The following is a 19,415-nucleotide window of genomic DNA, read 5'->3' as shown; positions in this document are numbered from 1 at the left end:
GGTCGCCGCGAGAACGGGGGACGGGGACGGGATGACCAGGGACTGGAAGGGGGCCTCGTTCGTGCTGGGCGGGGCCGTGCTGTTCGTGCTGGGGCTGTGCGTCGTGGTGACCGGGACGGGGCTCTCCGGCGCCCTCGGCATGCGGGTCGAGACCTTCGGCCGGATCGGCTGCCACGACACGCGTACGAAGAAGGGGCAGACCGTCCGGCACTGCTTCGGCGAGAGCCCGGCCCAGCAGCGCGCCAACGACGCGGAGCGCAAGAGGGTGGCCCTGGAGTCGCTGCGCGCCCATGTGGACGGCACGCCCGAGCCGGCGGATATCCAGCGCGTCAGGATCCTCTTCGCCGACCACGACGGTCGCAACGACCCCGAGACCATCACCGCGGCCCAGGTGTTCGACGGCGGACGGTGGTACGCCCACTCCTCGACGGTCGTCGGCTACGGAATGATCCCGCTGCTGCTGGGGGCGGGAGCGGCGGCCTGGGGCGGCTACCGGCTGCGCAGCCGGTAGGCGTGTGGCCGAATGCGTACTTGTAGCGCCCGGTGCCGTACCGCACCGCGGGTTCACCCGGTTTCGGCGATGTCGGTGGCGCGCCGGCGACCGGTGAGGTAGGGCCGCCGCGCGGGCTGCCGGGCCCTCGCCCGCCGTGGTTCCTCCGTTCCGTCGGATGCCGCCGGCTCTCTTGGCAGCTCAGTGCCCGGTCGGGCCGTCGCGTACAGCCATTGGTCCAGTCCACTGCCTCGTCGCACCCCGGTGCTGTGCGACTGCACATGCCGACCGGTCGGTGCCCCGCGGTCCCGTGGAGAGGCCCGCAGCGGCCCTGCGCCCAGGCCTCGGCCCTCACGCTATCCAGCCAACTTCGCACGGTAAGTCGGAATCATGCGTACCGGATCGGCAGCGGGACATGATGGCTCTGGTGTTCACGTGGTGAACACCAGTCGCACGAATAACTTCAGTTATGCAGACGCAAGTTGGGCATAACGGTCGTCAACCGCACAGAAGGGAAGGTGTCATGAAGCAGCAGAAGAAGGCTTACGTGAAGCCGTCGCTGTTCAAGCAGGGCGACTTTTCGAAGAAGACCGCCGGTTACTTCTACGGCTCGTACAAGGAGTACTGGGTCCGCCGCATCATCTGATCCGGCCCCCGGTTTCCAGTGCGTCGTACGAGAACTTCCGGAAGGTGAACATGCCCGGCCAACTGCGTGACTACTTCGTCGTCCTGCCGGACAGCGTGGCGGGAGCGGCGGTGGCCGGGCAGCTTCCTCCGGGGGCGGGCGGGGCGCCGGTGGTCGCCCACGCATCCGGGCGGCCCTGGATCCTCGCCCGCCCGCTGGTCCGCGAGGTGAGCCACCTCCGCCGGGGCGGCGACGCCCTCGTGCTCATCGGCCCGGACCGGGTCTCCGACGCCGTGCTCTCCGGTCTGCTGGAGGGGGCACGCGACCGGGCCGGCCTGGAACGCCGTCTCGCCCGGCTGCCCGGCCTCCACCATGTGATCGCCCAGCTCTCCGGAGAGACCTGGATCCGGGGCACCGCCTCCGGGCTGCGCCGGATCTACCACGCCCGGCACCCGGAGGCCGGAACCATCGCCTCCGACCGGGCCGCCGTCCTCGCCCGCCTGATCGGCGCGCCCCTGGACGACGGCGCACTGGCCCTGCGCATGCTCGACTTCCTGCCGCACCCCCTGAGCCGCCGCGTCGTGTGGCGCGGCGTGCACGAGACCGGCGCCGGGTACGGCCTGGCCCTGCCCGTCGCAGCACCGGGCACGGCCGCCGTCCCCGGCCCCACGGAGCACCGCTGGTGGGAGCCGCCGCCCGCCGAACTCTCGCTGGCCGAAGGGGCCCGGGCACTCGGCGACGCCATCGCCGCCTCGGTACGGGCCCATGTCGGCGGCCTGGACCGGATCAGCTGCGAGCTGTCCGGCGGCATGGACTCCACGGCCCTCACCTTCGCCGCCCACGCGACCGGCCCCGCCGAACTCTCCCTGCTCACCGTCGCCGCCCGCGACCGCTACAGCGAGGACGAGACCTGGGCGCGCAGAGCGGTGGAGGCTGCGCGAGGCGGCGAGGCGACGCGGAAGGCCGGCGGCGTCACCGGCCTGGACCACCACATCGTCCCCGCCGACGACGCCCCCTACTTCTACGCCGATCTCGCCTCCACCGCGGACGAGTTGAACGACGAACCGCTCCCCGTGGCCCCCGGCCGGGCCCGCGCGCACCTGCTCCTGAGCCGTGCCTACGCCACCGGCTCGCGCTACCACCTCACCGGCTACGGCGGCGACGAACTCTTCCTCGGCCTGCCCCACGCCTACCAGGACCTCTTCCACGGCAACCCGCTCACCGCCTGGAACCACCTCGGCGGCCTGCGCCACCAACTCGGCTGGCCGCTCCTGCCGACGCTGAAGGCCCTGCTGAGCCGCTCCACGTTCCCCCGCTGGCTCGCGGGCGCGATCACCGCCGAACCCCAGCCGGTCACCCGTACACCGCTGCTCTCCTGGGGCGTACGGCAGTCGCTGCGCCCCTGGTTCACGGACCACGCGAACGCCCTGATCACCGAGGAGTTCCGGGCCGCCGCCGAGCACGCCGAGCCGATCGACCCGTGGCGCGGACGGCACGTCGACATCGACGCCGTACGGATGGGGGCCCGGCACTTCCAGGCGATGGAGGACATCGGCATGACGATCGGGCTGCCGGTCGCCGCGCCCTTCTACGACGACCGGGTCCTGGAGGCGACCCTCGCCGTACGCCTGGCGGAGCGCATCAGCCCGTGGCGCTACAAGCCGCTGCTCGTCGAGGCGATGCGCGGTGTGGTCCCGGACGCGCTGTCTGCCCGCACGACGAAGGACCACATGTCCTCCGACGAGCACCAGGGCCTGCGTCAACACGCCTCGGAACTGGCCGGCCTGTGGACGGGATCGCGACTCGCCGAACGCGGCCTGGTCGACTCCCGCCACCTTCTCCGGCTCGCCGCCGAACCCTTCTCGCCGGTCCTGGTCGAGCACTCCATCAGCTCCACCGTGGCCGGCGAGACCTGGCTCCGCACCGCCGAGAACGCCTGGCCGCCACCGTCACCGGCACCGTCGCCGCCACCCCACCGCACCTCCAGGACCAGCGAGGCAACCCTGTGAAGCTCAGAAAAGGCATCGCCGTCACGACCACCGAGTACGGCGGCGTCCTCCTCGACGAAAAGGACGGCAGCTACTGGCAGTTGAACGACACCAGCATCATCGTCGTCGACACCCTCGCCGCCGGACACACCCCCGACATCGCCGTGGAGCGGATCCTCGCCGCGTTCGACGTCGAGCGAGCCGAGGCGGAGTCGGACGTCGCGGAACTGACCCGGCAGCTCGTCGACGCGAAGATCCTGCGCCCATGACCACCGAGATGACGATGCCGCGCCGGGGTGCGGGAGCGGGCGGGGTGCGGCTGCGCACGGCCATCGTCGCCGCGTTCGTCCTGGCCCGCCTGAAGCCCGGACGGCTGCGCCGGGTGCTGGCCAGGTGCGCCCGGGGCGCGCGCCCGGCCTCGTACGCGGAGACGCTGGAGGTGCTGGAGGCGGTCGTCACCACCAGCCGCCGCTGCGCGAGCCGTTACGGCTGCCTGCCCCGCTCGGTCGCCGTCGCCCTGGCCTGCCGGATGTCCGGCGTCTGGCCCGACTGGTGCGCCGGGGTGCGGTCGGCCCCACCGTTCGCCCCGCATGCGTGGCTGCAGGCGGAGGGCCGTACGGTCGGGGAACAGGCGGAACCGGCGGATCTGCGTCCCTTGATGGTGGTGACGGCGGAGGCGGTCGCGGCAGGCGGAGGGGTACGGGATGAGCGCGGTGTCGGGGACGACGGAAGCGGGCAGAGGGTCTGAGGACGCGGGGACGGCGGTGGGGCCCGCCGGTGAGCCGGTAAGGCCCGGTGAGCCGGTAGGGCCCGGGCGGCCCGCCGGGGAGGCGGCGGTCCCCGAGGGACCGGCCGGTGGGTCCCGCACGGAGACCACCGGGAACCCCGATCAGGGCAGGACCGGCCCGTCCCCCCTCCGCCTCCTCCTGGCCCGGGTCCGCCCGCACCGGGGCGTACTGATCCGCGCGGGCCTCCTCTCGCTCACCGGCTCCGCGGCCGGCCTGGCGATGCCGCTGATGGCGAAGTACGCCGTCGACGCGTTCGCCGCCGACCGCTCGCCCGTGGCCCCGCTCGTCGCGCTGACCGCCCTCGTACTCGCCGGAGCCTGCATCTCCGCGTACGGGCGCTACCTCATGGCCCGTACGGGAGAAGGCGTGGTGCTCCGGGCCCGCAACCAACTCGTGGGCCGCATCATGCGGTTGAAGGTGCCGGCGGTGGACCGGCTCACCCCCGGGGACCTGCAGTCCCGGGTGACCAGCGACACCACTCTCCTCCGGACGGTCCTCTCCAGCGGCCTGGTCGAGTCGTTCAACAGCGTGCTGATGCTGCTGGGAACGGTCGCGTTCATGGCGTACATGGACGTGACGCTGCTGGGCGTGACGCTGGTCGTCATCGTCGGCATCGGAGCCGTAACGGCCTTGCTCATGCCGCGTATTCAGCGCGCGCAGCTCCGGGCGCAGGAGTCCGTCGGGGCGATGGGCGCGGCCCTGGACCGGGTGCTCCAGGCGTTCCGAACGGTCAAGGCGAGCGGTGCCGAGGAGCGGGAGACGGCGGCGGTCGCGGAGGCGGCCCGGCGCGCGCACGACCGGGGCGTCTCGGTGGCGAAGTGGTCCTCGGTCTCGGACGTCACGATGATGATGTCGATCCAACTGGCCTTCCTGGCCGTGCTGGGCGTCGGCGGAGCGCGGGTCGCGTCGGGCTCGCTGGAGATCTCCTCACTGATCGCGTTCCTGCTCTACCTCTTCTACCTGATGGGTCCGATCGGCGGCCTGGTCGAGGGCTGGACGGGCCTGCAGAGCGGCCTCGCGGCGGTGCGCAGGATCGACGAGGTGGAGTCGCTGCCGGGTGAGACCTCCACCGGCCCCGGGGCCGTGCGGCGGGAGGGCACCCCGCTCGGGGTCACCTTCCAGGACGTGACCTTCGGGTACGGGGACGAGCGCGCCCCCGCCCACAAGGGGGTGACGTTCGACGTTCCGGCCGGTGGACTCGTCGCGCTGGTGGGCCCGTCCGGTGCGGGCAAGTCGACGGTGTTCAGCCTGCTGGAACGGTTCTACGACCACGACGGCGGCACCATCACCGTGGACGGCCGGGACATCCGCGACTGGCCGCTGGCCGAGCTGCGCGCCTCGCTCGCGTACGTGGAGCAGGACGCCCCGGTCCTGGCCGGGACCCTCCGCGAGAACCTCCTCTTCGCCGCCCCGAATGCGGAGGGCAAGGCGCTGGAGGACGCGGTGACCCGCACCCGCCTGGACGCCCTGGTCGACCGGTTGCCGGACGGCCTGGACACGGCGGTCGGCCACCGGGGCGTCACGCTCTCCGGCGGCGAACGCCAGCGGATCGCCATCGCCCGCGCCCTGCTGCGCCGCCCCCGGCTGCTCCTCCTCGACGAGGTGACCTCGCAACTGGACGCGGTCAACGAGCAGGCGCTGCGCGATGTCATCCTCGAAATGGCCGAGCGGACAACGGTGTTGGTGATCGCGCACCGCCTGTCCACGGTCCGTCATGCCGACCGGATCGTGGTCCTGGAGGAGGGCCGGGTCCGTACGGCGGGCACGCACGAGGAGTTGATCGCCGGGGACGACCTGTACCGCGAGCTGGCGACGACGCAACTGGCGGCGGACACGGTGGACGTGGCGGATACGGCGGACTTGGCGGATACGGCGGACACGGCGGACACGGGGGACGTGGCGGATACGGCGGTTGCGGCGGATGCGGCGCGATGACGGTTCGGCGGCGAATGCCACGATGGGGGACATGGGAACCGGAACCGGAACCGTCGAAAGCCCCGAAACCCCCGCGACCCTTTACGGGCCTGTCTCGCTGGGCCTCGGTGTCGTCGCGCTGATCGCCGCGTTCTTCCTCGGCCTTTTCGCCCTCCTGGCCGGGAGTCTGGCGATCACCTTCGGTGTGCTGGGCCTGATCAGCGGGTTCAACCGGACCCAGTGCCTCGCGGGCCTCGTCCTGGGAGCTGCGGGCGTCCTCTACCCGCTCTCGTTCCTCTTCGCCTTCACGGGCGGCTTCTGACCGCGTCGGAACCGAGGGCAGCGGGTCAGCGGGCGTAGTCCTTGAGTTCCTCGGTGTCCAGGGTGATGGGCACGGGGTGCACGGTCATCGGTATGTCCTTTCGGATCGAGGGACGAGCCCCGCCCGGACCGCGTTCATCCGGTCCCGTACGCCGGGCGGCTGCACGGTTCCCGGCGGGCCCACCGGCGGCTCCGGAGACGGCCCCCGGCACGGCCGGCAGAGGCCGCCGAGGAGGGCTTCGGGCGGTCCAGGCACTCCGCACTCGCCGCATTCGAGGGTGCGCAGGACGGTCCGGGGCCCCGGCAGGACCGGCTCGGGCGGCAGCTTGTCGCGCAGCCGCCGTTCGACGAGGCGGGCGGCGCAGTGGACGGGGGACGGCAGCCCGCTGGTGAGGGCGTGCAGCAGCTCCGCCTCGGTCGCGCCCCGGGCGATCCACTCACCGACCTGCGGCTCCAGGCGTACGCAGTCGGCGGCGGACAGCGTCAGCGCTGGGGCCGTCCGCCCCAGGGCTGCCAGCAGGATGAACGCCCGCGAGCGGGTGGGCCGTTGCGGCTCGTCCGGCGGGGCGTCACCCCGGGTGCAGGCGTCCCACCAGGCGTCCTCGCGTGCGGTGCGGGAGAAGAAGGTCCGGGTCACCCAGAGCATGACCTCGTCGGTGATCACGCACTCGCTGCCGCGCCGTAAGTGCCCGGCGGCCTGGAGCCGGTTGAGGGTGGTGCGCAGGGCGCACTGGCCGTACGGGAGGTGCTTGGCCAGCGTCTTCACGGAGATGTCGGATCCGTCGGGCAGCCGGTCGATGTAGGTGGCGACGGCGGCGTCACGGGGGAGGAGGTGGGCGAAGTCGCGGTCGGTGCGCGGACGTTCGCCGGGCGCGGAGCGCTTGCCGTAGCCGGGGTTGGCCATGGGGTGCGGGCTCGCGGGCGGGGTCTCGCGCGGAGCGCGGGGGGCATCACTAAACTGGCTGTCAGCCATGGGGATCGCTTTCTTCGCTTTCTCGATCTTCGGTGGCTAGACCCCTGTCGGTGTTGGAGCACCGGTGGGGGTCGTCTTTTGCCTGGTCGTGGTCTTCCCGCACGCTAGAGCCTGGCGACCGTGCGTCGCAACTCGATCACAAACGGTCAACTTCGCGGCCAGGGTGGGCGGGTGGGACTACTGACCCATCCACCCCATCACTGTTAAGAGCGCTCGGATCTCGCTGCTTGAGCTCCGGGAGATGCGGCGTGGGGAGCGTCGGGGCGCGGGGGCCTGGGCCGTTCGGGTCCTGTGACGACCGTCACCCCGGATGTGTGGCGGGTGGTGTCGACCGGATGGCGCGCGCCGGGCGTATACCCGGTGAAGCGAAAGATCCGGGAGCAACTTTTGACCGTCGAGGAGTTCGAAGAGTTCTACGCCCAGGCGGTCGCGCGTCTCACAGGCCAGCTGTACGTGATGACCGGCGATCTCCAGGAGGCGCAGGACGTCGTGCAGGAGGCCTTCGTCAAGGCGTGGGTCCGGCGCGGGCGGCTGGAGCGGGACGGGCAGCCGGAGGCGTGGATCCGTACGGTCGCCTGGCGGCTGGCGGTGAGCCGTTGGCGCTTCCGGCGGCGTTCGGCGGATGCCTGGGGCCGGGGGAGCGGTGCGCCCCAGCACGTGGAGCCGCCGGACCCGGGCCATGTGGTGCTGGTCGACGCGCTCCGGGAACTGCCCGCCCAGCAGCGGCGGACGCTGACCCTGCACTACCTGTGCGACCTCACGGTCGAGCAGATCGCCGGGGAGACCGGGCTTTCCACCAGCACGATCAAGACGCATCTGGTCCGTGGACGGGCGGCGCTCGCGCACCGTCTGCAAGACCCCCGCATCGAGGAGGCTCCTGATGTCTGAACCGCGGGATCCGAGGGATTCGAGGGATCCGTTGCGATCCCTGTTCCGGGAGGCCGGTGACTTCGGGCAGGTCCGCTCGGTGGCGGACCCGGCGTCGAGCATCACCGAACGCGGCATGCGCGCGCAGCGCCGCCGGATGGCCGTGGTCGCGGTGGGCGTGTGCCTGGCCGTCGGCGGGGGCGGGGCGGTCGCGGTGGGCCTGCTGCCGGTACGGCCGGAACCGGTCGCCCCGGCGACGAGTCCGTCACCGAGCTACCCCTCGCCGGCACCGTCGGAGGGCCTGTCGACCGAGCAACCGTCGCCGCCCCCCTCGCCGAGCAACACGCTGCCGGGCGGTCTGCCCACGGGTATGGGCACGGGTGCGCCTACGGGCACGAGCCCGACCACGACGAAGCCGCCGCCGACGACGTCCGAGTCCGCATCGGCGACGGCGACGACGACCGGCGGAGCCACATCGATGCCCTGACCCGGCAGCCCGTACCCCGTACACCCCCTCCCTTCCACTTCCCTTCCGCGCCCCGGCGGCTTCACCGGGCGACCCCGCACGCCTTCGCGGCGACGTGTCCGTGAGGCGTGCCCGAAAGGTGCCCGAGTGGCCGACCTGTCCACGCTCTCCTCCGAGCTGCGCACCTCTGCTGCCGTACGCCCTGAGCCCCGGGCCGAGGCCCCGCCACCCGAGCCCCGGGCGGGCCGGCTCCGCCGGGCGGCCGCGCGCCTGACCGCTGCCGACCGCAGCGTTCTGTGGCTGTACCTCCTGACCCGTATATCCCTGTGGATCACGGCCCACCTCGCCCGCTGGCTGTTCCCGGCCCACCCCGGAACGCGGAAGGCGGCACCCGTCCTCGCGCCCTTCCAGCACTGGGACGCGAACCACTACCTCCACATAGCGCGCGACGGCTACTTCCCGGCCGGTACGGGCCCGTGGACGAGCGGCTGGGACAACCGGGAGGCGTTCTTCCCGGGCTACCCCTTCCTCCTGCGTGCCGTGCACACGGTCGTCCCGGACTGGACGGCGGCCGGGCTGCTGATCTCGTTCGTCGCGGGTGCGGTGGCGGTGCTGGCCCTGGCCCGTATCGCGCGGGCGTACCTGCCGGAGGATGCGGCGGGCCACCGTACGGCTGTCCTCTTCCTGCTCTCGCCGTGCGCGGTGTTCCTGGCCGCCGGCTACACGGAGGCGCTGTTCCTCGCGTTCGCCCTGCCCGCGTGGCTCGCGGCGATGCGGCACCGGTGGGCGCTCGCCGCCGTACTGACCACGCCGGCGACGACGGTGCGCGTCAGCGGTCTGTTCCTCGCCGCCGCGGTCGCGCTGCTGTTCGTGCTGTCCGCCCGGGCGGGGAGGCACTGGCGGGCGGCGGGCTGGACGCTGGTTCCGGCACTGCCCCCGGCCGCGTACAGCTGGTACCTGCACGCGCACACCGGCGACTGGATGGCGTGGAAGCACGCGCAGGAGCGGGGCTGGTACCGCACGTTCCACACCCCGTGGGAGGCGTGGACGAACACGTGGCACGGGGCGTTCGAGGGTACGCAGTCGACGGGGTACGCGTTCATGTTCCAGGCCGAGCTGGCGGCGATGCTGGTGGGCCTGGCGCTGGTGGCGATCCTCCTGCGCCGTCGTCGCTGGCCCGAGGCGGTGTACGTGGCGCTCAGCCTGTGGGCGCTGGGCACCTCGTACTGGTACACGTCCATTCCGCGCGCGACGCTGCTGTGGTGGCCGCTGTGGATCGGCCTTGCGGCGGTGAGCCTGCGGCGGCCGTGGTTCACGACGGCGTACCTGTGCGTGGCCGCGCCGGTGACGACGATCGTCGCGCTGACGTTCCTGACGGGGAGGTGGGCGGGGTGAGGAGGTAGGCGTACGGCCTCGGCCACGCACCCACCGGGGCGGCGCGTGTCAGACCACGGCGAGCCGGTCCACCAGCAGTTCCACCCTCCGCTCGCTGTCCTCCGGCGGCAGCCGTCCCGCGCGGGTGAGGGTGGCCAGCCCGTGCAGGGATGCCCAGAACAGCTCGGTGAACAGCCCTGGGTGAACGCCGTCCCCTGCCACTTCGCCGAGGGGTTCCAGGAGGGCGGCGAAGGCGTCCTTCAGTGGCTCCGGGGTGTCCTCCTCCGCGAAGGCCAGGCCGCCGTCGAGCCGGAACATGGCGTCGTAGACCGCCGGGTTGGCTGCGGCGAAATCCAGGTAGGCGCGGGCGAGGGCGGCGACCCGGGCGCGAGGCCCGTCCGTGGCCGAGGTCGCGGCCCGCAGTGTCCCGGCCATCTCGGCGGCGCCTTCGAGGGCGACGGCGCCGATGATCTCGCGCTTGCCCCGGAAGTGGCTGTAGAGGACGGGCTGGCTGTATTCGATGCGCTCGGCGAGCCTGCGGGTGGTGACCGCGTCCCAGCCCTGCTGCTCGGCGAGTTCGCGGGCCGTCGCCACGATGAGCCGCTCGCGGCCCGCCCGTTCGCGCTCCTTGCGTTCCTGTACCGACATGATGCGATCCTAGCACCGCTAGACAATCGAGCGGCAGTAGGTCTAGCGTTGCCTCATCATCTAGCACCGCTAGATTCCAGGAGGGGTCATCATGCTCAACGCGCTTGAGATCGTCACCACCGTGATCGTCGGACTGCTGGTGGGGGTGGAGCTCTCCGTCGCCTTCGTCATCAACCGGATCCTCGACGCGCTGCCCGACGACAGCACTCAGCTCGGCCGAAGCCACGGGGGCCGGATGCTGGGGGCGGTGATGCCGTTCTGGTACATCGGCTCGCTGGTCCTGAGCGCGATCTGGGCCATAGCCGGATGGGGGGAGGTGGGCGTCGGTCTGGTCGTCACTGCGGGCGGGCTGTTGCTCCTGAGCGTGGTGATGTCGGTCCTGCTGCTCGTCCCGATCAACAACCTGGGCAGGACGTGGACCCCTGAGAACCGGCCCGCGGACTGGAAGGAGCAGATGAACCGCTGGGACCGGTACCACTACATCCGCGTCGCAGTTCTGATCGCCGCCTTCACGCTACTGGTCGCGGCTCTGGTCTGAGTCCGCCCAACCGCTCCAACTCCAGCCGCACCGGCGGTGGGAGCGGCCCGGCGGCCGGTGTGGCGCGGAACGACTCCAGCAGGTAGCCCACCAGCCGGCGGGACGCGGCGGCGGCCTCCGGGCCGGCCCCGTTCGCCACGCCGTTGTTGGCCAGCAGGGCCAGCACCACGTCGGAGACGTCGAAGTCCGGGCGCAGCGCTCCCGCCTCCTTCGCCCGGCGGACCAGCAGGGCCAGGCCCTCCTCCGCCCGGTCGCGCTCCCCGGTGTACGCCGTGTCGCCCGGGAAGCGGGCCAGGAAGGCGTGGGTGAAGCCCCGGTCGGCGGCCTGCATCGCGCACACCTTCCGGAGTGCCGTGCACAGGCCGCGCCAGGGGTCCGGGTCCTCCAGGGCTTCGTCCAGCGCGCCCGCGCACTCGGTCAGCTGCTCCGTGAACGCCTCGGTGATCAGCGCGCCGCGGGTGGGGAAGCGGCGGTAGAGGGTCGCCACGCCGACCCCGGCCCGGCGGGCGATGGCGCTGATCGGTACGTCGATGCCTTGCAGCGCGTACGCCTCGCGGGCGGCCCGCAGGATGCGTTCCCGGTTCTCCCGGGCGTCCGCCCGCAGCGTCTCGGGGCCGGGGTCCGGAGTGCCTGGGGGCGGGTTGTGAGAGGGCTGAGCTGGCATGTCTCTCACTTTACGGTAAATGGAGGGGGTCTTCCGTTTATCTGCCTACCGTGGAGTGAGGGCAGGGCTTCCCCCTCCCCGTACCGACGGAACAGACAGGACCCCTCCACCGTGAACGACGACATGCGCGCGGCGCTCTACGACAGCTACGGACCGCCCGAGGTCCTCTACGAGGGCCGGGTGCCGGTGCCGGTGCGCAAGCCCGGTGAGGTGCTGGTCCGGGTCCACGCGGCGAGCGTCAACGGCGGTGAGCTGTACGGGCGCGCCGGGCGGGTCCGGTTCGTCACCGGCCGCCGGTTCCCGCAGCGGACCGGGCTCGACTTCGCGGGCGAGGTCGCCGAGGTGGACCCCGGCCTCACCGGTCTCCGCGTGGGCGACCGGGTGTGGGGCACCCTGGGGCGTACCTTCGGCAGCGCGGCCGAGTACGTCTCGGTCCGGCCGCGCCAGATCGCGTACGCCCCCGAGAACGTCACCCTCACCGAGGCCGCCTCGCTGCCCGCCGGGGGCACCACCTCCCTCACCGCCCTGCGCGACAAGGCCGGTCTGCGGGCGGGCGAACGCCTGCTCGTGCGCGGGGCGTCCGGCGGCGTCGGCAGTGTCGCCGTCCAGCTCGGCAAGGCCCTCGGCGCGCATGTCACCGGTCTCGCGGGGGCCAAAAACGCCGACTTCGTGAGGGAGTTGGGTGCGGACGAGGTGCTGGATCACCGGGCCACCGCCCTGGCGGACCTGGACCGCTACGACGTCATCATGGACACCGTCGGCACCGAACACCGGGCGCTGCGGCAGCGGTTGGCTCCCGGCGGCCGTCTGGTCTCCATCGCCTTCGACATCGACCACCCGGTCCGGAGCATCGGCTGTCTGCTGGGCTCGGCCGTGCACGGCAGGCGGCGGGTCCGCTTCTTCAGCGGCAACCCGAAGCACGACCTGTTCGCCGAGCTGACCGCGTACGTGGAGCGCGGTGACCTGCGGCCCGTCGTCGACACGGTCCACCCGCTGTCGGACATCGCCGCCGCCCACCGCGCCCTGGAGGAGGGCGGGGTGCGGGGCAAGCATGTGATCCGGGTGGTGTGAGGTCGCTCCCCGTCGGATGTCGGACGATGCGCGGAATGACCTCGTTGCGCTTGGCCGACCAGTTGGTGACGACCGGCTTGTCGACGGTGGGCGCGTCGGGCAGCTCGACCTGGGCGGGGTTCGGGTCTCCCTCGGAGGTGGCGATGATGACGTGCTCGAACTGCTTGCCGCCGTCCCCCTCGGCGGAGGATGAAGAAGTGGAGGAGGGGGCGGCGGGCGCGCCGTTCTCCCTGGGGTCCTCGGGTCCGGGAGACGAGGATGTCCGGCGTCCCTCTGTGAGCCGGATCACGGTCGTCCGCGGTCCGGACCGGTCGGCGGGCCGTGGTTAGGATGGATGTGCTCGGCCCCGTGGTCGAGGTGGTCAGACCCGGCCGTCCGGTGTCCGGTCCGAGGCTTGAAACCTCCGGCGCTCGTCAGACAGAACCCCGGAGGTTTTTTCGTGTCTGTCCCCCTGCCGTCCCGGCCCACCGATCCTGACCCCCGCCGCTGGTGGGCGCTGGCCGTGATCGCCCTGACGCAGCTGGTCGTCGTGCTCGACGCGACGATCGTCAACGTGGCCCTGCCCCAGGCCCAGCTCGAACTGGAGCTGAGCGACACCGAGCGGCAGTGGGTCATCACGGCGTACGTCCTCGCCTTCGGCGCGCTGTTGCTGCTCGGCGGACGCGTCGCCGACTACTGGGGGCGAAAGCGCAGCTACATGGTCGGGATGCTCGGCTTCGGGGCCGCCTCCGCGTGGGGCGGTCTCGCGCAGAGCGGGACCGAGCTGATCGCGGCGCGCGGCCTGCAGGGCGTGTTCGCGGCGCTGCTGGCACCCGCGGCGCTCGCGTTGCTGACGGTCACGTTTCCGGCCGGGCGTGAGCGCGGAACGGCGTTCGCCGTCTTCGGCACCGTCGCCGGTACCGGTGCCGCCGTCGGCCTGGCACTCGGCGGTGTCCTGACCGAGTTCGCCGACTGGCGCTGGTGCCTGCTGGTCAACATCGTCTTCGCCGTCGTCGGCCTGGCCGGCGCCCTGATGTTCGTCTCCGAAAGCCGGGTCGAGGGCGGCAACGGATACGACGTCCGGGGCACCCTGGCCGTCACCCTCGGCCTGGCCGCCCTCGTCTACGGGTTCACCCTCGCCGAGTCCGGATGGACCGAACCGGACACCATCGGCTTCCTCGCCGGCGGTCTGGTGCTGCTGGCGGCGTTCGTGTGGATCGAGGCCCGTGCCGCGCAGCCGCTGCTGCCGCTGCGGATCGTGCGGGACCGCGCACGCGCCGGGGCGTTCCTCATCCAGGCGACGATCGGCGCCGTCTACATCGGGATGACCCTCTACCTGATGTTCCACCTGCAGATCGTGCTCGGGCTCTCCCCGCTGATGGCCGGACTCGCGAGTCTCGCGATGACCTTCGCGACCATGATCACCGCGCCCGTCGCCGCCAGGCTGCTGCCCACCAGGGGCCCGCGCGTCCTGATGACCGGTGGGCCGCTGATCGCGGCGGCCGGGATGCTGTGGCTGACCTTCATCACCGCCGACGGAAACTACTGGACCGAGGTCTTCGGCGGGCTGGTGGTCGTCGGCATCGGGATCGCCTTCGTGATCATCCCTGTGCAGAACGTCGCCCTCGCCGGCGTCGGCCACCATGATGCCGGTGCCGCATCGGCCCTGGTCAACTCCGCCATGCAGATCGGTGGTTGCGTCGGTCTGTCGGTGTTCACCACGATCTACCTCGGCGCCGTCGAACGTTCCGCCGCGGCCGGCGGCGGCCGGGCGGCCGCGCTCACGGACGGTTACTCCGCGGTCTTCCTCGCCACCGCCGTCACCCTGGTGGTCGCGGCGGTCATCGCCGCGACCATGCTCCGCGGTCCCCGCCTCGCGGCCACCCCGCACCAGCCCGCCGAGGTGCCGGCCCACGCGGCCGCGCATTGAAGACCGGGTGTCTACGAGTGACCCGGTTGACGTTTGACCAGAGTCGTGAGGCCCTCGATGAGTGGGGCGGGGTCGAGGTCCGGGTCGAGTGTGCGCTGGAGCAGGAAGCCGTCAATCGCTGCGGTGAGGGTCACTGCCGCTGCGAGCGGGTGGGCAACACCTTGCTCGGCGAACCAGTCGTGCAGTCGTTGTCGGAGCTGGGACAGGGAAGCGGCGATATCGCTGCGTAGCTGTTCGTCCCGGTTCGCCGCTACGAGGGACTCGTACAGCAGGAGCAGTTCCGGTTCATGTGCGTCGCCGGTGCACAGCGAGCGGACGATCAGTTCAACGGCCACTGCGGGATCCTGTGGTGAAAGGGCTCCGTTGATGCGGTCGAGGAAGAACATCCGGATCTTGCCCACTGCGGCGATGCGCCGGAGTTCGTCGATGCTTCCGACGTGGTAGTGGATCACGCCGGTGCTTACCCCCGCACGCTCCGCGACACGCCTGCTGGTCACTCCACCCCAGCCCACGTCGGGAATGAGGGAGGCCGCAGCCTCGATGATTTTCTCCCGGGTGCTCGTTTCGGCAGGGGGAACGGCGTTCACAGTCGAATCCCTTGGATCGCGATCACGGCGCCCACGCCGGCGGACGCCAGCGCGATGGCTTCAAGGACGAGCAGTTGGACCGGGAGTGGATCGGGCACGACGGGGAACACCGCGCCGAGGTCGGCCGCGAAGACCGCGGCGTAGCCCAGGGCCAGGACCAGTGACGGCACGAATACCCAGTCATGGCCCGCCATCGCGAACCCAGCTACCACGAAGCTCGCCAGCCCCAAGGAGGTGAGGTAGACGTTGAACCCGTTGTACTGCCAGCGAGGGAGAGAGGAGAAATCCCTCGTATCGACAAGCTTGCCCGGGACCATGGGGATCAGCAGGAGTGCTTCCCAGACCAGAAATGCCCCGGTCAAGGTTGCCAGCAGGGAATGTTCCATCACGTTCTCCAGAGGTGCAGAGAATAGTTCGATCGGCTCATTTGGACGATAGTCCTGGACGGTCGTCCAAATCAAGTCGGTCGAGACCAGGTTCGCCCGCCCCTGGGTATCCCGAACGCTGTGACCGTCACGCACATCGGTGAAGCCGCCCCTGGGCGGCCATGATGAGCATGGGTCGCCTCGTCGCGGTCCGGGCACACCAAAAGGGCTCCGGGGTGTGCACCCCGGAGCCCCTGGACGGAACGCCGGCAGAGAGCCCACAGGCCCGCAGGCGACTCGGGCCCGCAGGCCGTCACCCCCTCGGGCGGCTCAGCCCCTCACCCCTCCAGCCCGCCCCGCGCGATCAGATCCGCGTACCACCGCGCGCTGTCCTTCGCCGTACGCCGCTGCGACGCGAAGTCCACGTGCACGATGCCGAACCGCTTGCTGTAGCCGTACGCCCACTCGAAGTTGTCCAGCAGCGACCACAGGAAGTACCCGCGCACGTCCACCCCGTCCGCGATCGCCCGGTGCACGGCCGCCAGATGGGCCTCCAGGTACGCCACCCGCTCCGGGTCGTGGACCTCGCCCTCCGGGTCGGCGTAGTCGTCGTACGCCGCGCCGTTCTCCGTCACCAGCACCGGCACGGAAGGGAGTTCGTCGCGCAGGCGGGTCAGCAGTTCGTACAGGCCGTTCGCGTCCACCGGCCAGTCCATCGCCGTGCGCGGGCCCGCCGCCGGGGTGAACGCCACATGCTGCTCCGCGCCCGCCCACGGCGAGGGCGACTCCGAGACGCCCGCCGAAACCACGCTGGGGGAGTAGTAGTTGATGCCCAGCGAGTCGATCGGGGTCGACGTGACCTCCAGGTCGCCGTCCTTCACGAACGACCAGTCCGTCACCGCCGCCGTGTCCTCGACCAGGTCCTGCGGCAGCCGGCCGTGGAAGACCGGGTCCAGGAAGATCCGGTTCGCCACCGCGTCGATCCGGCGCACCGCGTCCCGGTCCGCCGCGGTGTCGGTCAGCGGGCGCAGGGCGTGGAGGTTCAGGGTGAGCGAGATCTCCGCCGACTCCGGGAGGCGGTCGCGCAGGACCCGCGCGCCCGCGCCGTGCGCCAGGTTCAGGTGGTGGGCGGCGCGCAGGGCCGCGAGGTCGCTGGTCCGGCCGGGGGCGTGGACCCCGTTCCCGTACCCGAGGAACGCCGCGCACCAGGGCTCGTTGAGTGTCGTCCAGGTCGGCACCCGGTCGCCCAGCGCCCCCGCCACCAGGCCCGCGTACTCCGCGAACCGGTGCGCCGTGTCCCGCTCCGGCCAGCCGCCCGCGTCCTCCAGTTCCTGCGGCAGGTCCCAGTGGTAGAGCGTCGCCACCGGTCTGATGCCGGCCGCCAGCAGCTCGTCGACCAGCCGGCGGTAGAAGTCGAGGCCGCGCTCCACCGCCGGGCCCCGGCCGGTCGGCTGGACCCGGGGCCAGGAGACCGAGAACCGGTAGTCCGTGACGCCGAGCTCCTTCATCAGGCGTACGTCGTCCGGCATCCGGTGCAGATGGTCGGCGGCGATGTCACCGGTGTCGCCGTTGCGCACCTTGCCCGGCGTCCGGCTGAAGGTGTCCCAGATCGACGGCGTACGGCCGTCCTCGGCGGCCCCGCCCTCGATCTGGTAGGCGGCGGTGGCCGTGCCCCACCGGAAACCGGTCGGGAAGCGGAGCACCGTACCGGCCTCGGGGCGGGCGCCTGTGGAGGTCGCCGGGCGGGCATCGACAGCGGTCATGAGACTGACACTCCAGGAAGTGAGGGGGCGAGCAGAGGGGGGAGCGCGGATCAGCCCTTGACCGCGCCCTGCATGATGCCGCCGACGATCTGCCGGCCCAGCAGGCCGAAGACCAGCAGCACGGGCAGCGTGCCGAGCAGCGTGCCGGCCATGATCACCGACTGGTCGTTGACGTAGCCGCCGCCGAGCTGACGCAGCGCGACCTGCACGGTCGGCTCCTGCGAGGACAGCGCGATGATCGGCCAGAAGAAGTCGTTCCACGCCGTCATGAACGTGAGCATCCCGAGCACCGCCATCCCCGGCCGCGCGATCGGGACCACGATCGACCAGAAGATGCGGGCCGTGGACGCGCCGTCCACCCGGGCCGCCTCGATCAGTTCGTCCGGCAGCGACTGCACCAGGTACTGGCGCATGAAGAAGACACCGAAGGCGGAGACCAGGCCCGGCAGGATCACCGCCTGGAGCTGGTTCACCCACTGGAGTTCGGCGATCAGCATGAAGAGCGGGATCACACCGAGCTGCGGCGGGATCATCATCGTCCCGATCGTGAGCGTCAGCAGCGCGTTGCGGCCCTTGAACTTCAGCTTGGCGAAGGCGAATCCGGCCAGCGTGCAGCACAGCACCGTGCCGATCGTGATCGAACCCGACACGATCAGCGAGTTCAGCAGCGCCTTGCCGATGTCCGCCTCTTCGAGGACCTGCTCGAAGTTCTTGATCAGGTTCGGGCCCGGCAGCAGGCTCGGCGGGACCTTCGCCATGTCCGCGTTGGACCGGCTGGCCGTGACGATCGTCCAGTAGAACGGGAACGCCGAGATGAGGAGGGCGAAGCCGAGGATCAGGTAGGAGAGCCAGCCGCCCTTCATCGTGCGGCCCGCGCCTCCCTTGCCGACGCGCCTGCCCGACGGCGGGCTCTGCGGCGGATCGCCCTTCTCGGGCGCGGTCGGCGGTGCGGCGAGCGCGGTCATCGGCCGGCCTCCTTGCGTGCGCGGCGGCGCACGAACAGGGCGTTGACCCCGACGAGCACCACGATCAGGACGAACATCACCCAGGCGATGGCCGCGGCCCGGCCCAGGTGGAAGAAGCCCCAGCCCTGCTCGTACATGTACAGGCCGAGGGTCTGGTACTGATGCGAGATACCGCCGGAGATCGACCCCTCGAACAGCAGCGGCTCACCGAAGAGCTGGGTCGCGCCGATCGTCGAGATGATGACGGTGAAGACGATCGTGGGGCGCAGACCGGGCAGCGTCACGTGGAGGAACTGCCGCCAGCGCGACGCCCCGTCCATCTCGGCCGCCTCGTACAGCTCGTGCGGGATGGACTGCATGCCGGCCAGGTAGATCAGCGCGTTGTACCCCGTCCACCGCCAGACCACGATCGTCGACACCGCGATCTGCGAGGCGACCGTGCCGGTCTGCCAGTCCACCGGATCGAGGCCGACCAGCCCGATCACGTAGTTGATCAGCCCGAAGTCCTTGCCGAAGAGCTGCGCGAAGACGAGGGTCGCGGCGGCGACGGAGGTCGCGTACGGGAGCAGGATCGCGGTGCGGATGAAGGTCCGGCCGCGCAGCTTGTAGTTGAGCAGATGCGCGAGACCCAGCGCGATCGCCAACTGCGGGACCGTGGACAGCACGCCGATGGTGAACGTGTTGCGCAGCGAGGTCCAGAAGTACTCGTCCGTGAACAGCGCCGTGTAGTTGGCGATGCCCCGCCACTCCATCTCGCCGCTCGTCTGGAGCTCGACCCGGTAGAGCGAGACGAACGCGGTGTAGAGGAGCGGGAAGAGGCCGAAGGCCAGGAAGAGCGTGAAGAACGGGGCGATGTAGGCGTACGGGGAGGCCTTGCGCCAGGTGCGCCGGAGCGCGGCGGCCCGGCCGTCGTCGGGGCCGGGCCCGGTTCCGGCGGGGCCGGGGGGCCCGGCCTTCGCGGTGGCGGTGAGGGACACGGTGCGGCCCTTCGGGATCGGGGGCGGTCTGTTACGGAGGTACAGGGGTACGGGGGTGGGGCCGGGCCACCGTGGTGTGCACCGGTGGGCCGGCCCCAGGGACGGGCGGGGAGGGAGCGGGA

General features: G+C 71.5%; 21 protein-coding genes. 13 read left to right on the top strand and 8 right to left on the bottom strand.

Translation table 11 applies throughout. From position 1 onward, the window contains the following. Positions 1-31: 31 nt before the first annotated feature. The 7 genes from AC0VY3_RS33185 to AC0VY3_RS33155 all read left to right on the top strand — a co-directional run bounded on the left by AC0VY3_RS33185 (position 32) and on the right by AC0VY3_RS33155 (position 6,127). Positions 32-511: a hypothetical protein gene (locus AC0VY3_RS33185; RefSeq protein WP_258047257.1), complete on the top strand. Its 480-nt coding sequence runs from the start codon at positions 32-34 to the stop codon at positions 509-511. Positions 512-1,013: 502 nt separating this feature from the next. Next, entirely contained in the window at positions 1,014-1,136 is a 123-nt protein-coding gene (locus tag AC0VY3_RS33180) for a keywimysin-related RiPP (protein ID WP_018511015.1), read from the top strand. A 50-nt stretch (positions 1,137-1,186) separates the two neighbouring features. Continuing rightward, positions 1,187-3,124 (top strand): asparagine synthase-related protein, encoded by a 1,938-nt coding sequence (locus AC0VY3_RS33175; RefSeq protein WP_103510496.1) that lies wholly within the window; start codon positions 1,187-1,189, stop codon positions 3,122-3,124. Further along, positions 3,121-3,372 carry a lasso peptide biosynthesis PqqD family chaperone gene (locus tag AC0VY3_RS33170; RefSeq protein ID WP_030087127.1) on the top strand — a complete coding sequence of 84 codons (252 nt, stop codon included), beginning with the start codon at positions 3,121-3,123 and terminating at the stop codon, positions 3,370-3,372. Before AC0VY3_RS33175 ends, AC0VY3_RS33170 begins: the two co-directional genes overlap by 4 nt. After that, positions 3,369-3,851, top strand: coding sequence for a lasso peptide biosynthesis B2 protein (locus tag AC0VY3_RS33165; RefSeq protein ID WP_103510495.1), 483 nt, complete (start codon positions 3,369-3,371; stop codon positions 3,849-3,851). Before AC0VY3_RS33170 ends, AC0VY3_RS33165 begins: the two co-directional genes overlap by 4 nt. After that, positions 3,808-5,826, top strand: coding sequence for an ABC transporter ATP-binding protein (locus tag AC0VY3_RS33160; protein WP_475551285.1), 2,019 nt, complete (start codon positions 3,808-3,810; stop codon positions 5,824-5,826). Before AC0VY3_RS33165 ends, AC0VY3_RS33160 begins: the two co-directional genes overlap by 44 nt. Before the next feature lie 31 nt (positions 5,827-5,857). Continuing rightward, positions 5,858-6,127 carry a hypothetical protein gene (locus AC0VY3_RS33155; protein WP_475551284.1) on the top strand — a complete coding sequence of 90 codons (270 nt, stop codon included), beginning with the start codon at positions 5,858-5,860 and terminating at the stop codon, positions 6,125-6,127. An 84-nt stretch (positions 6,128-6,211) separates the two neighbouring features. Here the strand turns inward: AC0VY3_RS33155 and AC0VY3_RS33150 are convergent, their stop codons facing one another. Continuing rightward, positions 6,212-7,030, bottom strand: coding sequence for a hypothetical protein (locus tag AC0VY3_RS33150; RefSeq protein WP_181010961.1), 819 nt, complete (start codon positions 7,028-7,030; stop codon positions 6,212-6,214). A gap of 456 nt (positions 7,031-7,486) precedes the next feature. Here AC0VY3_RS33150 and AC0VY3_RS33145 point away from each other — a divergent pair, with 456 nt between their 5' ends. The 3 genes from AC0VY3_RS33145 (at position 7,487) to AC0VY3_RS33135 (ending at position 9,827) form a co-directional block, all read left to right on the top strand. After that, positions 7,487-7,987, top strand: coding sequence for a SigE family RNA polymerase sigma factor (locus AC0VY3_RS33145; RefSeq protein WP_103510493.1), 501 nt, complete (start codon positions 7,487-7,489; stop codon positions 7,985-7,987). After that, complete coding sequence (locus AC0VY3_RS33140) at positions 7,980-8,453, top strand: hypothetical protein (RefSeq protein ID WP_103510492.1); 474 nt, start codon at positions 7,980-7,982, stop codon at positions 8,451-8,453. Before AC0VY3_RS33145 ends, AC0VY3_RS33140 begins: the two co-directional genes overlap by 8 nt. Before the next feature lie 135 nt (positions 8,454-8,588). Continuing rightward, positions 8,589-9,827: a mannosyltransferase family protein gene (locus AC0VY3_RS33135; RefSeq protein WP_475551777.1), complete on the top strand. Its 1,239-nt coding sequence runs from the start codon at positions 8,589-8,591 to the stop codon at positions 9,825-9,827. A 48-nt stretch (positions 9,828-9,875) separates the two neighbouring features. Here the strand turns inward: AC0VY3_RS33135 and AC0VY3_RS33130 are convergent, their stop codons facing one another. Beyond that, positions 9,876-10,454 carry a TetR/AcrR family transcriptional regulator gene (locus AC0VY3_RS33130; RefSeq protein WP_475551283.1) on the bottom strand — a complete coding sequence of 193 codons (579 nt, stop codon included), beginning with the start codon at positions 10,452-10,454 and terminating at the stop codon, positions 9,876-9,878. A gap of 91 nt (positions 10,455-10,545) precedes the next feature. On the opposite strand from AC0VY3_RS33130, the gene AC0VY3_RS33125 reads away from it, so the two are divergent. Further along, positions 10,546-10,992, top strand: coding sequence for an anthrone oxygenase family protein (locus tag AC0VY3_RS33125; protein WP_475551282.1), 447 nt, complete (start codon positions 10,546-10,548; stop codon positions 10,990-10,992). Here AC0VY3_RS33125 and AC0VY3_RS33120 read toward each other — a convergent pair. Next, positions 10,964-11,656, bottom strand: coding sequence for a TetR/AcrR family transcriptional regulator (locus AC0VY3_RS33120; protein ID WP_475551281.1), 693 nt, complete (start codon positions 11,654-11,656; stop codon positions 10,964-10,966). The two genes, AC0VY3_RS33125 and AC0VY3_RS33120, sit on opposite strands and share 29 nt — an antisense overlap. A 123-nt stretch (positions 11,657-11,779) precedes the next feature. On the opposite strand from AC0VY3_RS33120, the gene AC0VY3_RS33115 reads away from it, so the two are divergent. Then, positions 11,780-12,727: an NAD(P)-dependent alcohol dehydrogenase gene (locus AC0VY3_RS33115; RefSeq protein WP_475551776.1), complete on the top strand. Its 948-nt coding sequence runs from the start codon at positions 11,780-11,782 to the stop codon at positions 12,725-12,727. Positions 12,728-13,166: 439 nt separating this feature from the next. Further along, complete coding sequence (locus AC0VY3_RS33110; protein WP_258047255.1) at positions 13,167-14,636, top strand: MFS transporter; 1,470 nt, start codon at positions 13,167-13,169, stop codon at positions 14,634-14,636. A gap of 11 nt (positions 14,637-14,647) precedes the next feature. On the opposite strand, the gene AC0VY3_RS33105 is transcribed toward AC0VY3_RS33110, so the two are convergent. The 5 genes from AC0VY3_RS33105 to AC0VY3_RS33085 form a co-directional block, all read right to left on the bottom strand. Then, a complete protein-coding gene (locus tag AC0VY3_RS33105) occupies positions 14,648-15,223 on the bottom strand; it encodes a TetR/AcrR family transcriptional regulator (RefSeq protein ID WP_103510486.1) in 576 nt (191 codons plus the stop codon). Continuing rightward, entirely contained in the window at positions 15,220-15,609 is a 390-nt protein-coding gene (locus tag AC0VY3_RS33100; RefSeq protein ID WP_475551280.1) for a DUF8051 family protein, read from the bottom strand. The genes AC0VY3_RS33105 and AC0VY3_RS33100 overlap by 4 nt, the downstream gene beginning before the upstream one ends. Positions 15,610-15,926: 317 nt before the next feature. Further along, a complete protein-coding gene (locus AC0VY3_RS33095; protein WP_475551279.1) occupies positions 15,927-17,351 on the bottom strand; it encodes a GH1 family beta-glucosidase in 1,425 nt (474 codons plus the stop codon). A gap of 50 nt (positions 17,352-17,401) precedes the next feature. Beyond that, positions 17,402-18,316 (bottom strand): carbohydrate ABC transporter permease, encoded by a 915-nt coding sequence (locus tag AC0VY3_RS33090; RefSeq protein ID WP_103510483.1) that lies wholly within the window; start codon positions 18,314-18,316, stop codon positions 17,402-17,404. Next, positions 18,313-19,293: a carbohydrate ABC transporter permease gene (locus tag AC0VY3_RS33085; RefSeq protein WP_475551278.1), complete on the bottom strand. Its 981-nt coding sequence runs from the start codon at positions 19,291-19,293 to the stop codon at positions 18,313-18,315. The genes AC0VY3_RS33090 and AC0VY3_RS33085 overlap by 4 nt, the downstream gene beginning before the upstream one ends. Positions 19,294-19,415: the final 122 nt, after the last annotated feature.

Source organism: Streptomyces sp. iso_384, from assembly GCF_056172905.1.
Note: the sequence above shows the minus strand (reverse complement) of the source record. Positions and strands in the feature narration are given on the sequence as shown.